General features: G+C 69.1%; 11 protein-coding genes. 4 read left to right on the top strand and 7 right to left on the bottom strand.

The features are described from left to right. Nucleotides 1-1,012: 1,012 nt before the first annotated feature. From IEZ21_RS44160 to IEZ21_RS44150, 3 genes are read right to left on the bottom strand one after another with little or no spacing between them, the layout of a single operon-like run. A complete protein-coding gene (locus IEZ21_RS44160) occupies nt 1,013-1,225 on the bottom strand; it encodes a helix-turn-helix transcriptional regulator (RefSeq protein ID WP_033327906.1) in 213 nt (70 codons plus the stop codon). Continuing rightward, complete coding sequence (locus IEZ21_RS44155) at nt 1,222-1,641, bottom strand: hypothetical protein (protein ID WP_051745383.1); 420 nt, start codon at nt 1,639-1,641, stop codon at nt 1,222-1,224. The genes IEZ21_RS44160 and IEZ21_RS44155 overlap by 4 nt, the downstream gene beginning before the upstream one ends. 44 nt (nt 1,642-1,685) lie before the next feature. Next, nucleotides 1,686-1,877 (bottom strand): hypothetical protein, encoded by a 192-nt coding sequence (locus tag IEZ21_RS44150; protein ID WP_189327448.1) that lies wholly within the window; start codon nt 1,875-1,877, stop codon nt 1,686-1,688. A gap of 157 nt (nt 1,878-2,034) precedes the next feature. Between IEZ21_RS44150 and IEZ21_RS44145 the strand changes: the two genes are divergently transcribed. Continuing rightward, complete coding sequence (locus IEZ21_RS44145; RefSeq protein WP_189327444.1) at nt 2,035-3,099, top strand: LacI family DNA-binding transcriptional regulator; 1,065 nt, start codon at nt 2,035-2,037, stop codon at nt 3,097-3,099. Here IEZ21_RS44145 and IEZ21_RS44140 read toward each other — a convergent pair. From IEZ21_RS44140 to IEZ21_RS44125, 4 genes are read right to left on the bottom strand one after another with little or no spacing between them, the layout of a single operon-like run. Further along, nucleotides 3,062-4,462: a glycoside hydrolase family 32 protein gene (locus IEZ21_RS44140; protein ID WP_189327447.1), complete on the bottom strand. Its 1,401-nt coding sequence runs from the start codon at nt 4,460-4,462 to the stop codon at nt 3,062-3,064. The genes IEZ21_RS44145 and IEZ21_RS44140 overlap by 38 nt on opposite strands. Before the next feature lie 5 nt (nt 4,463-4,467). Next, nucleotides 4,468-5,328 carry a carbohydrate ABC transporter permease gene (locus tag IEZ21_RS44135; RefSeq protein ID WP_033327945.1) on the bottom strand — a complete coding sequence of 287 codons (861 nt, stop codon included), beginning with the start codon at nt 5,326-5,328 and terminating at the stop codon, nt 4,468-4,470. 53 nt (nt 5,329-5,381) lie between these two features. Further along, a complete protein-coding gene (locus tag IEZ21_RS44130) occupies nt 5,382-6,377 on the bottom strand; it encodes a carbohydrate ABC transporter permease (protein ID WP_189327443.1) in 996 nt (331 codons plus the stop codon). Then, nucleotides 6,374-7,783, bottom strand: a complete 1,410-nt coding sequence (locus tag IEZ21_RS44125; protein ID WP_189327442.1) for an extracellular solute-binding protein — start codon at nt 7,781-7,783, stop codon at nt 6,374-6,376. Before IEZ21_RS44125 ends, IEZ21_RS44130 begins: the two co-directional genes overlap by 4 nt. A gap of 209 nt (nt 7,784-7,992) precedes the next feature. Between IEZ21_RS44125 and IEZ21_RS44120 the strand changes: the two genes are divergently transcribed. The 3 genes from IEZ21_RS44120 to IEZ21_RS44110 all read left to right on the top strand — a co-directional run bounded on the left by IEZ21_RS44120 (nt 7,993) and on the right by IEZ21_RS44110 (nt 13,567). Next, complete coding sequence (locus IEZ21_RS44120; protein ID WP_189327441.1) at nt 7,993-9,570, top strand: glycoside hydrolase family 32 protein; 1,578 nt, start codon at nt 7,993-7,995, stop codon at nt 9,568-9,570. Between the two features lie 1,468 nt (nt 9,571-11,038). Next, a complete protein-coding gene (locus IEZ21_RS44115; protein WP_246568849.1) occupies nt 11,039-11,722 on the top strand; it encodes a TetR/AcrR family transcriptional regulator in 684 nt (227 codons plus the stop codon). A 264-nt stretch (nt 11,723-11,986) separates the two neighbouring features. Beyond that, nucleotides 11,987-13,567 (top strand): ABC transporter substrate-binding protein, encoded by a 1,581-nt coding sequence (locus IEZ21_RS44110; RefSeq protein ID WP_189327440.1) that lies wholly within the window; start codon nt 11,987-11,989, stop codon nt 13,565-13,567. Nucleotides 13,568-13,576 lie beyond the last annotated feature (9 nt).

The following is a 13,576-nucleotide window of genomic DNA, read 5'->3' as shown; positions in this document are numbered from 1 at the left end:
CAGAAGCACCTCCGGCGCGCGCCACGGCATTTACCACGCCCCCGGCGCGCACCGAAGGTGCGCTGAGTCGCTGACCTGCGGAAACGTTCATTTTTGGGTGCCGGAGCGTCAACTTTGCCTGAACGGACTGAATCCGCTGCTCGCGAGTTTGACGCCAGGTTGGTCTGTGTCGGCTGATGTTGCTCTGACCTGCATGTATGCGCCCGGGTACGTAGCCGGTGAGGCGTGTTCTGGTCGGCTCTGCTGCGGCGTTGAGGCCATTCTGAGGCCGAAGGTATGGGGAAGTACCCGGGAGACTGGGCTCTGACGAGTCGTCTGGGTATGGCTCAGGGCTTTGGAGGGTGTGTCTCGTACATGGCGGACGGCGACGATCAGGCCGGAGGCGGCGGTGAGGGCGGCGACGGTCCAGATCGCGGTGGTGATGTCGTAGGCGTCGGCGAGGAAGCCGGAGAGGAGGGCGCGACGGCGAAGCCGCCGTCGCGCCACAGGCGGTAGACCCCGACGGTGCGGGCGTGCCTTCCCGGTCCCGTCTCCGGTGCGCACTTCAACCCTCAGCACGTCGAGCGCCCGCCGGTCCGGCGTCAGCATGCGGTCGAAGAGTTCGATGGGGGGCCTCTGGGTTGTGGACCGCCCGGGATGTGCCTTGGCCGTGGCCGGTAAGTGGTGAGGAAACGGCCCCGAGAGAAAGCGGCCTCGCAGGGAGCCCTCGACGGTTGTCGAGGGCGGTCGAGGCCGAGTCTCGTTGAGGCATGCTGACAGCCGCGAGGGACGGCGGTTGGACGTCCACGGTCGCACGGCGACCTGCACCCCGGCGTGCCGAGGTCAGCGGCTGTTCCACCGCGGTGTCCCATTCGTGCCCTTTGGCAGCGAAGTCAGTCGCTCGGGTCGCACTGCCCTGCATCGACTGGATTGGATGGCAAACGATCACATGGGGGTTGCTGGTGTTCCTGAGGGACGTGTCAGGAGCCGCAGACCGCAGCCTCAGCTGCCCGGGTTGCACGCGTCCCGGCGTTCACGGCTTGGAGTCCGTGTCCTCGTCCGGGGAGAAAAGATCCTCGATCGGTTCGCCGAACACGGCGGCGATCTTGAACGCGAGCGGCAGGCTCGGGTCGTAGCGGCCCGTTTCGATGGCGTAGACCGTTTGCCGGGAGACGCCGAGGCGGTCGGCGAGGTCGGCCTGGCTCCAACGACGCATCGCCCGCAGTTCCCTGAGCCGGTTCTTCATCGGGTTCGCGGGGTCTTGAACAGCAGGGCTGCGATCCAGATCAGGATGCTCACGATGAAGCTGATCTGGACCAGCTGCCGCAGGTCGCCCACGCCGGCTGCCTGGAGAAGCCCGACGGTGTGGATCGACATGACCAGCACGCCGAACCCGATCGCCAGGGCCTCGAGTTGGCAACGGCGCTGGTACTCGTCGGCGCGGCGCAGGCTCCTGATCACGGCCCGGACGACCCACAGCGCCGGCGCGAGATTCAGCAGCGACCAGAACAGTTTCCACGAGCCCGCCGAACCGAAGAGGCCGAACTCCGAGATCAGGCTGAGCAACACGAGGCCGATGACCGCCGGCAACCAGTCGACGAACCAGGCGCGGGCGCGGACTATGTCGCTTCGGCTCTGGCGGTTCTCCTGCGATTTCTCCATGCGGCAAACGTAAAGGTGACTTGTCTTAACGTCAAGGACCCTTGTCACGCGGCGGTGGACGTGAGCATCGACCACCGCCCCTGAGGCTCCGCGCGCCGCACGAAATAGCCCGGAGCGTGCCGACGCTCTCGCTCACCGTCGTGCCAGTGCAGCCACGCCTGGTCGTTGCCGACCAGTACCAGCCCGGGAAGTGCGCAGTCGCTGCGGCCACCCAGCACCCCCCGGGTGCTCCTCACGCGACTAGGTTCGCTGGCAAGGAGGCCGAAACGACTGGGTTCGCTGTCAAACGACTCGATTGGATGGCAGCGGACAATTCGGTCTGCGGCGGCGGGCTCTGCAACATCTCCCGCGGGTAGGCTTTGCCTGATCAGGCAAAGTCGGCGGGGACGAGGCATGGGCGGGGTCGAGAAGACGCGGGGTGGCGGGGCTGAGCGGGCGACCTCGCGGGATGTCGCCCGGCTTGCCGGGGTGTCGCACACTGCCGTGTCCTTCGTCTTCAACGGGCATGCCCAGGGCAACCTCTCCGCCGAGACGCAGGAGAAGATCCGCAAGGCGGCCGAACGGCTCGGCTACCGGCCGAACGCGGTCGCCCGTGGCCTGCGCCGGAGTCGTACCGCCGTGATCGGTCTGGTCACGGACGAGATCGCCACCTCGCCGTTCGCCGGGCGGCTGCTGCGCGGGGCCATGGACATGGCGTGGAGCAGTGAGCACCTGGTACTCACCGTCGACTCCGGGCAGGACCCGGTCGCCGAGGACGCGGCCGTCGCCGAACTGCTCGACCGGAGGGTCGACGGGATTATCTACGCCGCGCTGTCGCTGCGCCGCGCCCGAGTCCCGGAAGGGCTGCACCGCACGTTCGCCGTGTTCGCCAACTGCCTCCCCGAGGACGGCTCCCTCCCGGCCGTCATCCCCGCCGAGCGGGCCGGCGGCCGCAGCGCCGCGCGCGTCCTTCTCGACGCGGGCCACCGCCGTGTCGCCCTGGTGGGCGGCCTGGACGACATCGCGACCGCGGAACGGCTGCGCGGCTTCCGGGACGCGCTGCGGACGGTGGGGCTGACCGCCGAGAAGGACTGGATCATGCGGACGGGAGGGGAGATCGCCGCCGGGTACCAGGGCGCGCTGCGGCTGCTGGACGGTGTGCCCGCCCACCGGCGGCCCACGGGGATCGTCTGTTACAACGACCGGGTCGCCGCGGGCGTCCTCCACGCCGCCGCGCGCCTGGGCCTCGACGTGCCCGCCGAGCTGTCCGTCGTCGGCTATGACGACCAGGAACACATGGCGGCTTTCCTCAGCCCGCCCCTCACCACGGTCGCTCTGCCCCATCGCGCGATGGGAGAGACGGCCGTCCGCCTGCTCCTGGACGCCATCGACAGCGGGACCGCGCCGCCGGTCACCACCCGGCGGCTGGAGTGCCCCGTCGTCACGCGGGGTTCGGTGGGACCAGCTCCCAGCCCGTGACCTCGACGTCCATCCCCGTCACGGTCAGCTCCGCGATGTCGTCGTCCCGTCGGTACACCCGTTCCGTGGCCGTCGCCCGGTCACCCGCGAACAGTTCCAGCAGGGAGCCGTCCACGAGGATCCGTACGGTGAGGGTCTCGCCCGGCGGGGTCGGCAGGACCAGGGGGGCCGTGCCGTCCGGGCGGGAGCGTGGCCAGGCCGTGCGGTCCAGGGTCACCGTGCCGGACGCCGGGTCGAGTCGCACGGTCAGTTCGGCCCCGGACGTGGCCCGCAGCAGACTCACGGTCGCCGCTGAACGGGCAGTCACCAGCAGGTCGTACGCGAGGGGGAGTGGCCGGTGCGGTCCTGGTGCGGCCGTGAACGGGACGGCCGCTCGCAGCAGTTCGAGCTCCGGAGCCGGTACGACCCGTAGCGTGCCGTCCTCGTGGGTGTCCATCACCCGGGGTGCCGTGAGGACGCCGGACCAGCCCGCGCGGTCCACCTCCTCGGGCGGGCGTGACTCCCAGGACCAGCCCCAGAGCAGGGCGCGGCCGGGCTCCGTGTCCTGGAGGACGGAGGGGGCGTAGAAGTCACGGCCGAGGTCCAGCGGGCCGCCGCCCGTACCGGCCGCGAACCTCGGTCCACCGTCCGCCTGCTCCACCAGACGGCCCGTGACGTACGCGGTGCTCAGCGGGTCGCCGTCCCACAGGGCCACCGCCAGCACCCAGTCGCCCCCGGGGGTCGCCCACAACTGCGGGCACTCCCAGCCGATCGCCCGCTTGCCGAAGGCGCGGGCCGCCGCCGGGTCCCGGCCGTCCAGCAGGACCCCGGCGAACCGCCAGTCGTACAGGTCCTCACAGTCGTACACCAGGACGGACGGGGTGCCGTCGGCGTGGCCGGCGCCCATCAGCGCCCAGCGGCGTCCGGTGAAGCGGAAGACGAAAGGGTCCCGGAACATCGTCACGTCCAGGCCGGGTGGTGGGCCGGCGACCACCGGCACCGGCAGTTGCTTCCACTTCTGGAGGCCGTCGTCCTCGGTCACGGCGAGACAGATCGCGCTCAGGCCCTGGTGGTCGTGGTCGATCCCGGAGTACACCGCTGTCGGTACACCACCGTCGTCCACCACGCAGCCGGACCAGCAGCCCGCCTCGTCCGGGCCGTCGGGCGTGGGGCGCAGGGCGATCCCGTGGTCGTCCCAGTGGGCGAGGTCGGGGCTGGAGGCGTGGCCCCAGTGAACGTTCGTGTGCACGGGGGCGTCGGGGTTGTGCTGGTAGAAGAGGTGGTATCGATCGCCCCAGCGGAACGGGCCGTTCGGGTCGTTCATCCAGTTGGCCGGCGGGCGGACCCTGAAACGCGGGCTGTTGGCGTCGGTCGACCGGCTCACGGAACTCAACGATTGACTCCTGCGGATGTGATGCCCTCGCGCAGAGGGCGCTGGCCGACGACGAACACGACGACGGCGGGGATCATGGAGAGGACGACTCCGGCGAGGACGACGGAGATCGAGCCGGTGCCGAGGTTGCCCTGGAGGGAGACCAGGCCCAGGGGCAGCGTGAGGTTCTCGGTGGAGGTTTCGAGGATCAGCGGCCGGAAGAACTCGTTCCAGTGGTAGTTGAAGGCCAGCACGCCGACGATGGCGAGACCGGGGGCCGCCAAGGGGGCGTACACCGACCGGAAGACGCGCCACGGACCCGCGCCGTCGATCATCGCCGCCTCGCCCAGGTCCTTCGGCATGCCCAGGAAGTACTGGCGCATCAGGAAGGTGCCGAAGGCCGTCGGGAAGGCCGGGACGATGAGGCCGAGCAGGGTGTCGGTCAGACCCATCGTCTTCAGTTCCAGGAAGACCGGGACCATCGTGACCTGCAACGGCACCATCATCGTGGCCAGGACCAGCGCGAACAGCGGCTTCTTGAAGCGGAATTCGAGGCGGGCGAAGGCATAGCCCGCCAGGCCCGCGGTGATCATCTGGCCGGCCGCGATCAGCGCGGTCACCAGGGTGGAGTTCAGTGCGTACAGCCAGACGTCGATCTGGTCGAAGACCCCGCGGTAGGCGTCGACGGTGGGGTCCGTGGGGATGATCTTCGGCGGCAGGTCGAAGGACTCCGCCGGCGTGCGCAGTGACGTCGACACCGTCCAGATGACCGGGCCGAGCGTCAACAGGGCGCACAGTGCCAGGCCTGCGATCCGGCCCCAGGGCGCCAGGCCGTGCCGTACGCGTGACGCGGTGGGGCTCGTGCGGGGACCCGGCATCGAACCCGATGCCGAACCCGAGAGGGAACTCGTACTCATCTGACTCACCCGGCTCACTGGTAGTGGACGTAACGCCGGCTGAGCCGGAACTGGAGTGCGGTGACCGCCATGATCAGGGCGAAGAGCAGGACGCCCACGGCGGACGCCTCGCCGAAGCGGAGCTGCTCGAAGGCCGTCTCGTAGATGACCATCACGACCGTGCGCGTCGAGTCGCCGGGACCGCCCGCCGTGAGGACGTACGGCTGCTCGAAGACCTGGAGGGCGTTGATGATGCCGACCACGGACGCCACCAGCAGCGTGGGCGACAGCAGCGGCAGGGTGATGGCGAGGTGTTTGCGCACCCCGCTCGCGCCGTCCAGCGAAGCCGCCTCGTGCACCTCTTTCGGGATGTTGTTCAGGCCGCCGACGAACAGCAGGAACGAGAAGCCGAACTGCTGCCAGACGTACGCCAGGACCACGGCCGCCATCGCCCCGTTCTCCGAGGTCAGCCAGGGGACCGAGGGGATACCGACCGTGCCGAGCAGCCAGTTCACGGGGCCGAAGTCCTGGTTGAACAGGTACTTCATCACCACCGAGATGGACGCGGCGGACAGCACCAGCGGGAAGAAGAACGCCGAACGGAACACGGACCGCAGCCACTTGGGCATCCGGCCGTTCACCGCGATCGCCAGCACGAGCGCGATCAGCAACTGGAGTGCGACCGCGAGCACCATGAAGACGAGCGTGTTGCGGAAGGAGACGAGGACCGTCGAATCGGTCAGGATCTCCCGGTAGTTGGCCGCTCCGGTCCACCGCGGGTCGTCGATCACGTCCCACTGGAAGAGGCTGAGGACGACCGAGCCGACGATCGGTACGACCGTGAAGACGACGATGCCGACGACGGTGGGCGCGAGGAACAGTACGGCCAGGAGGCGGGTGCCCCGGGTGCGGATGGTGGTGGCGGCCGTGGACTCGGATGCCTTACGGGTCTGACCGGTCCTGCGGTTCCTGCGGCTCTTGCGGGTGCGGGCGGGCTCCGGCCCCACGGGCCTGATCTCGGTGTTCGTCACACTTCACGCTCCATGGCCTGCTCCAGGTCCCCCTGCAGCCGGCGCAGCGCGGGACGCACCGCGCCGGGGCTCGCAAGGGCGGTTCCGGTGTGCTTGATCAGCAGCTGCTCGACCTCGTTGACCTGCGGCGGGGCCGGGATCGGGCCGGTGGTGGGGATCTTGTCGAGGGTGTCGTAGAAGACCTGCCAGTGGGCCGGTCCTGTCTCCCGGTAGCGGGCCTCGTCGACCATGGAGCGGCGGGCCGGAGTGGTCTGGTTGGCCGCGAAGAGCTGGGTCATCACGTCCTTGCGGGCGGTGTACTTGATGAACTCCCAGGCCTCGTCCCGCATCTTCGACGTGCGCAGCATCGCGTACCCGGCGGCGCCGAACTGGTGACGCCGGGTACGCCAGCGCGGGAAGTACCGCACGTCGTAGTCGGCCGGTTTCATGCCCGCCTGATGCAGGCCGCCCGCCCAGAAGCCGCCCGCGGGCGTGACACCGACGCGGCCGGTGGAGAAGACGCCGACGAGGTTGCGGCCGTCGCCGCCCTCCGGCCGGGTGCACAGGTCCTCCTGGACGAGGGAGGAGAGGTAGTCGTAGACCTCTGCGACGCGGTCGGAGTCGGCCAGGGGTGTCGTCCACCGGTAGCCGCCGCCCCGGCCGCGCCGCTGTGCCTCGGGATAGAAGGAGTTCCAGAGCCAGTCGCCGCCGGGGGCCTTGGACTCGGTGAGGAGGTTGGTGTCGTTGGCGAAGAGCCAGGGGACCACTCCGCCCCACAGCCGGTTGGTCCAGAAGTACGGGGTGAACCGGTCGCCGTTGCTGCGTTTCATCGCCCGCAGCAGCGTGGTGAAGTCGTCGTGGGTCCAGTCGTCGTCGGGGAGGTCGGCACCCGCGCGTTCGAGGACCCGGCTGTTGAGGTACATGTCGGCCGCGTTGAACTCGACCGGCAGCTGGTAGAGGCTCCCCTCGTACATCATCGACTCGACCAGCGAGGGATGGACGTCGGCGAAGTACGTGCGCAGCTCGGCCGCGTCCCGCTTCGCCCACCTGTCCAGCGGTACGCCGAGCCGCTGGGCGAAGAGCTGCACGCCCTCGGTGGCGACGTACACGAGGTCGGGTGCCGTGCCCGCGGCGATCTGGGTGAGGATCTTGGAGAAGAAGTCCGACCAGTCGTAGGCCTGTACGGGGTTGATGCGGATCCTGATGTCGGGGTGGACCTCGCGGAATCCGTCGCGCAGGGCGCGCTGCGCCTCGGGGTTGAAGGCGGAGCCCAGGGTGGCGATGACGAGCGAGCCGTCGTCGCGGCCGGGGATGTCGGCGGCGGTGAGGCGGTCCCAGCCGGCCGCGACACCGGCGAGAGCGGCGGCTCCGGCGCCGTATGCGCCGTAGCGCATCAGGGCCCGTCGGGAGAGGAGCGAGTCGGTCATCGGCGAGCCTAACTCGTGTTAGCCGAAGTTTGATTTCATGATGATGAGAACCCCGCTGCGGCTCTGTCAAGGGATGTGCGCGGATGGGAAGTTGGGGAACGGTCGGGTGTGCGAGGGCTTGACCTTTAACGAGTTAGGTATACGGTTCCGGTCCCATGAGCCGCGTCCCGACGACGACGTCGGGGGAAGGGAGCCGCACGATGCGTGGCATGAAGAGGAGTTCGCTCGGCCCGGGGGAGACACTGTCCAGGCGGTCGCTGCTGACGGCCTCGGCCTTCGGTGCCGCCGGTGTTCTGCTGCCGGACCTCGTGGGACCGGCGGTGGCGGCGGCCCGCGAGGCGACGGCCGTGTGCACGGGCAGCTACCGCGCCGAGTACCACTTCACGGTCCCCGACCAGTGGATGAACGACCCGCAGCGCCCGGTCTGGATCGACGGCGAGTACCACTACTACTACCTCTACAACCCCGACTACTCGACGGGCGGCACGACGGCCGGGACCGCCTGGCGCCTGGCCACCAGCACCGACCTCGTCTCCTTCACCGACCGGGGCATCGCCGTGCCGAAGGACACGACTCCCAACGGTGATGTCTGGTCGGGCTCGGCGGTGGTCGACACTGGCAACACCGCGGGCTTCGGCGCGGGCGCGGTGATCGTCCTCGCCACCATGGCGCCCGACGACGTCACCCAGGCCCAGTACCTGTACTACTCGACGGACGACGGCCGCACCTTCACGAACCACGGCACCGCCCCGGTCCTCCCCAACCCCGGCGTACGGGACTTCCGCGACCCCAAGGTGATCCGCGACGAGGAGCGCGGGCGGTGGGTGATGCTGCTCGCCGAGAACGACAAAGTCGGCTTCTACCACTCCGCCGACCTCAAGGCGTGGACGTACGTCGGCGGCTTCGTCAAGGGCGGCATCGGCGTCCTGGAGTGCCCCGACCTGTTCCGGATCAGGGCGGACGACGGGACCTGGAAGTGGGTGCTGGGCGTCAGCGCCAACGGCAAGGGCTCCGGGCTGCCGAGCACGTTCGCGTACTGGACGGGTTCCTTCGACGGTACGACCTTCACCGCCGACGCGTCCGATCCCCAGTGGCTGGACCACGGCTGGGACTGGTACGCGGCGGTCACCTTCGACAAACGTGACGCGAGCGGGGTCGTGGACCCGGACGCGCGGTATGCGATCGGCTGGATGAACCACTGGGACTACGCGAACACCACGCCCACCATCGAGTGCGACGGCTTCAACGGCACCGACTCGATCGTCCGCGAGGTACGGCTGAAGCACGTGTCGGGTACGTATTACCTGGCGTCCCAGCCGGTGGCGGCCCTGGACGACCATGTGTCGCGCACGGTGGACCTCGGCGACATCGCGGTCGACGGCACACGACCGCTCGACTACACGGGTACCGCGTACGAGCTGACCTGTGAGATCACCTGGGACCAACTGGTGGGCGCCGGCCTCCAGTTGCGGCGGTCGTCGGACGGTGGGCGGCACATCGACGCGGGAGTCTACGGCGACTACGCCTTCGTCAACCGCGGTTACACCGTGAGCCCCGACACCTCCGGCCGCTGGCAGGAGAGCCGCACGCCGTTCGACCTGTCCGCCGGCACGGTCCGCCTGCGGATCCTCGTCGACCGCACGTCCGTCGAGATGTTCGTCGGCGACGGCCGGTACGTGCACTCGACCGAGGCCTTCCCCGACCCGTCCGACACCGCACTGGCGCTGTTCACGATCGACGGGCAGGCGGTGTTCCGGAACGTGGTGATCCGGGAGTTCACGGTCTGATCCGACGGGGAGGCGGCCGGGGTGGGCCGAGAGGCTGCCGACGACCGGCGCGCCAGGGCTCTCTATCCCGAGGCAAGCTAGACATCGGCACCGCGGAAACGGGCACGAGATTCCACGCCCGCACATGTGATGGAGCCTCGCCCGTCGGTAGGGGAATCCGCCGCGTGCGAGTTCGAGAGGTCCTATCCAGCTGGCGAGATCACTCTCGACGCCGTCGGTCTTGCCCCTTGCGGCCTCATTGAGGCCGCGTTGAGGCCACAAGGAAGGGAACAGACCGACAAGTGTTGACGAGCACCGACACCACTCACCTCGCCTGACCTGCTGAAACGTCATGGATGAGCACTGATCGGCAAGAGCCGCCAAGATCCCGAATGGACTCATAATCCGTCGGCCGTGGGTTCGAGTCCCACCCGCCCCGCTGTGCCGGTCTGTGACCTGCGGAAACGTCTCATCAAGGGCGCGGATTCAGTCTGTTGGGTCAACGGACAGAATCCGCTGCTCGCGAGTTCAACTCCGTTGCCATCAGCGTTAGTTCGAACCGCTCTGACCTGCGCAGATGTGGTGGTCCGGCGTTGGGGTAGGTCTCCGCGGGTGGCGTGTACAAGGCCTTGGACGCCGGATTCGGGACGCTGGCAGGACACGACGATCCGGAAGTGCTGTCTGGTGATCTTCGAGTACGCCCCTTTGTCGGGGTCGGCGGGTGAGTACGGCCGTCCGCCCGAGCGCGTCGCGCCCCGAGCTGAATGCGGGGGAAGCAGCTCAGTCCGTGGGGCGGGTGCCAGTACGGGGAACGAGGGCCCTTCGTCGGTGGGTGTTGCCGCGATATCACTGTGGCGTGTGCGGCCGACCAGAGGCTTGGTGCCCGTCCGCGCGTCCGTGAGGGCTCTACTGTCTGAGGCCGATCATGCGGACGGGTTGCCCTGGGGTGCGGGCGATGGTTTCGAAGTCGTGGTCGTAGGTGTCGCCTTCGCGCGGGGCGATCCGCGGTGAACCGTCCCGGGTTCGGTAGAGATCTCTCCATTCGAGCCGGAGCGGTTCAGTGCCGAGCGGCTGTCCTCCCTGGAGGACCCGGAGGCGCGGGCAGCCGAGCGGGGCGCGCGGGCCACGCCGACGGCCATAGAGCTGTTGCTGATCGGTCCGGAGTGCGTGCTTCCTGGGCGGATGGTCCGAAATCGACGGGCGGTTTTTCGCCGACCGCGCTGTGGCGCCGTTCGGTGTCGTGAAAGTCCGTGATCCACGTGGCGGTTTCCGGACGGGCCCGCGCCCGCGTGGGGGAGACGGCGCTGAGCTTCCCCTTCTCCTGTGGAGACCGTGACCGGCGGGGTATGTGGGGGTCATGGCCACCCCGGTGACCGAGCCCAGGACGATCCGCTCAACACCAGTCGCTTAGGCTGGTTTCCTTGTCGCCGGTAAGGAGGCGCAGGCCGCGGCAGCGTGTGCTCGCCGTCCGTCCGAGGGAGGCGTTCGCGTGGCAGTTGCCGGAGGCCGGTCGACGAAGCGGCTCCAGCGGGGAACTCTTTCCCGGGGGCTCATCGTGGGGACCGCGCTGCGGATCCTCGACGAGGACGGGCCGGACGCGCTGACCTTCCAGCGACTTGGCAAGGAGCTGTCCTCCTCCGCGACCGCGGTCTACCGGTACTTCGCGAGTCGCGACCACATCATGGTCGCCGTCGCGGATGAGCTCGACAGGATCTCCCTGGAGGGGTACGAGCCGCACGAGTCGTGGGCCGAGTCGCTGCGGGACCTGGCGACCCGTGCCTGGAACACCGCGCTGGACCACCCGGCCGCCGCCGCGCTCTGCATGGGGAGAGTCACCCGGGGCGTTCACGAGTTGCGTGCCGTCGACGCCGTCCTGGAAGCGTTCCACCGCGGCGGCTGGCGCGGCCGGGCGGCCGTCCTGCACTACCAGGCGTTCTCGAACTTCATCCTCGCCGTCGCCAGCAACAACGCCTGGCGACTGGTCAACCAGCGGTTCGGCGCCGAGGTGAACTGGGTGCAGGAGTACCAGCCGGCGGATCCTGACGCGTACCCCTACGCCGAGGCGGCGAAGGAGCACCTGCGCAGCATCGACATGACCGACGTCTTCCACCGGCAGACGGACCTCCTCCTCGCGGCCCTTGAGGCGGAGGCGGCGACGCTCCCGCACGACTGACACGCGTCAGTCTTCGCGGTCACCGTCCAGCAGCGTTTTCGCGGCCGAAATCGGCGGCAAGGGTGGCGTGCGCAAAGATAGTTAACGCTATTGACTATGCCGTTCACTGGCTGCATCCTCTCCACACCGAGTACTCCACGGCTCGCTCCCAAGCGGCGTCCACCGAGCGCCGCGCGCACCGCCTCCACCCCGAACTGCTCGCGCTCGTCCCGCCCGATTCCGTGCGACCTGCGCAGAGCGAGACATCCCTCTCCAGGAGCACCCATGCGCCAGACCCGTACCCGCGCGGTCCCTGTGACCGCAGCCGTCGCCATGACGGCCGTACTCGCCGGCTGTACCACCACGGGATCGACGTCCGGAGACCCGAGCGGCGGCGATGCCGCCACGGCGACGAAGATCCGGACGACGATCGACGTGCCGGCCGGCTTCGACCCGGCCAAGGCTCTGTCCCTGCCGGATTACCTGCTCGCCCGGAACAGTTACGACACCCTCGTGCGCAAGGACGACGGCGGGCTCGTCGGCGGGCTGGCCACCAAGTGGAAGAACACGCCGACCTCGGCCACGTTCACCCTGCGCGCCGACGCGACCTGCGCCGACGGGACGCCGATCACGCCGACGGTCGTCAAGGACTCCCTCGACCGCTACATCGACCCGAAGACGGCGGCGCCCGATCTCCCCACGGTCTTCGGCCCCGGCAACACGGTGAAAGTGACCGCCGACGACGCGGCGCGGACGGTGACGATCACGCTCGCCAGGCCGTGGGGCGACATGGTCACCGGCCTGTCGGTCGCGAGCACGGGCATCGTCTGCCCGGCGGGACTCAAGGACCTCAAGGCCCTTGCCGCCGGTAAGGCCAAGGGTTCCCAGTCCGGCCCGTACCTTCTTGAGAAGTCCCAGTCCGGCGTCTCGTACTCCTACACGCTTCGCCCGGAGTACAAGGCATGGCCGGCCTGGCGCACGAAGATTTCCGGCAAGGTCGCCGCGACGATGGAGTACCTGGTCTCGCCCGACCCGACGGCGACCGGCAACCTCGTGACGAGCGGCCAGCTCGACATCGGCAAGATCGACGCCTCCGGCATCCCGCGCTTCGACGGCGTGGGCGGCCACAGCGTGAGCATCAGCCGGTTCTCCGACTTCTACCTGCTCTTCAACGAACGCCCCGGCACGGTCTTCGCGGACGTCGCCACTCGCCGGGCGGTCGCCCAGGCCGTCGACCGCGCCGCCTTCACCAAGGTCGTCTCGAAGGACACGGGTGAGCCGTCGACGATGTTCGTGCAGAAGGGCGTCCCCTGCAACGAACCCGGCTCCTCCTTCCTCGTACCGACGGACAAAGCCGCCGCGGCAGACGTGCTCAAGGGCAAGAAGATCCGCCTCGTCGGCCCCCAGGTCGTCGGGCCCGCCGGCGCCGGAAACCAGTACATCCAGGAGGCGCTGCGGGCCGCGGGCGCGGACGTCACCCTCGCCAACGTCGACGTCGGGGCCTGGGTCGGGACCGTGTTCGGCAAGCCTGACGCCTGGGACCTCACGGTCTTCGCCGACCTCAACTTCCTCGGCAGCCTCGCCAACCCGCTCGCCCACTTCGTGGGCCCGACCGTCCCCGAAGGCGGCGGCAACCTCGGCGCGGTGAAGAACCCCGTGGTGAACAAGGCCTTCGCCCAGGGCGCCGAGGCGACGACCGACAAGGCCCGCTGCGCCGCCTACCAGACGGCTGCCAAGGCCCTGATCTCGCAGGTGGACGCGGTGCCGCTGGTCAACGACCCGTTCATCTACGCGCTGCGCAAGGGATTCAGCGCACAGATGCTCGGCGGCTCGCTCGACGACCCCATCCTGCGCATCACCGGCTGACGGACAGGC

The organism is Streptomyces flaveus (genome assembly GCF_014647675.1).
In the GTDB taxonomy this organism is placed as follows: domain Bacteria; phylum Actinomycetota; class Actinomycetes; order Streptomycetales; family Streptomycetaceae; genus Streptomyces; species Streptomyces flaveus.
This window is presented reverse-complemented; position numbering and strand designations above follow the sequence as displayed.

What these genes read in the sequence shown, in the direction of transcription:
- IEZ21_RS44160 (WP_033327906.1), bottom strand. Translation starts at nt 1,225, where the DNA reads ATGAAGAACCGGCTCAGGGAACTGCGGGCGATGCGTCGTTGGAGCCAG.
- IEZ21_RS44155 (WP_051745383.1), bottom strand. Translation starts at nt 1,641, where the DNA reads ATGGAGAAATCGCAGGAGAACCGCCAGAGCCGAAGCGACATAGTCCGC.
- IEZ21_RS44145 (WP_189327444.1), top strand. Translation starts at nt 2,035, where the DNA reads ATGGGCGGGGTCGAGAAGACGCGGGGTGGCGGGGCTGAGCGGGCGACC.
- IEZ21_RS44135 (WP_033327945.1), bottom strand. Translation starts at nt 5,328, where the DNA reads ATGCCGGGTCCCCGCACGAGCCCCACCGCGTCACGCGTACGGCACGGC.
- IEZ21_RS44125 (WP_189327442.1), bottom strand. Translation starts at nt 7,783, where the DNA reads ATGACCGACTCGCTCCTCTCCCGACGGGCCCTGATGCGCTACGGCGCA.
- IEZ21_RS44120 (WP_189327441.1), top strand. Translation starts at nt 7,993, where the DNA reads ATGAAGAGGAGTTCGCTCGGCCCGGGGGAGACACTGTCCAGGCGGTCG.
- IEZ21_RS44110 (WP_189327440.1), top strand. Translation starts at nt 11,987, where the DNA reads ATGCGCCAGACCCGTACCCGCGCGGTCCCTGTGACCGCAGCCGTCGCC.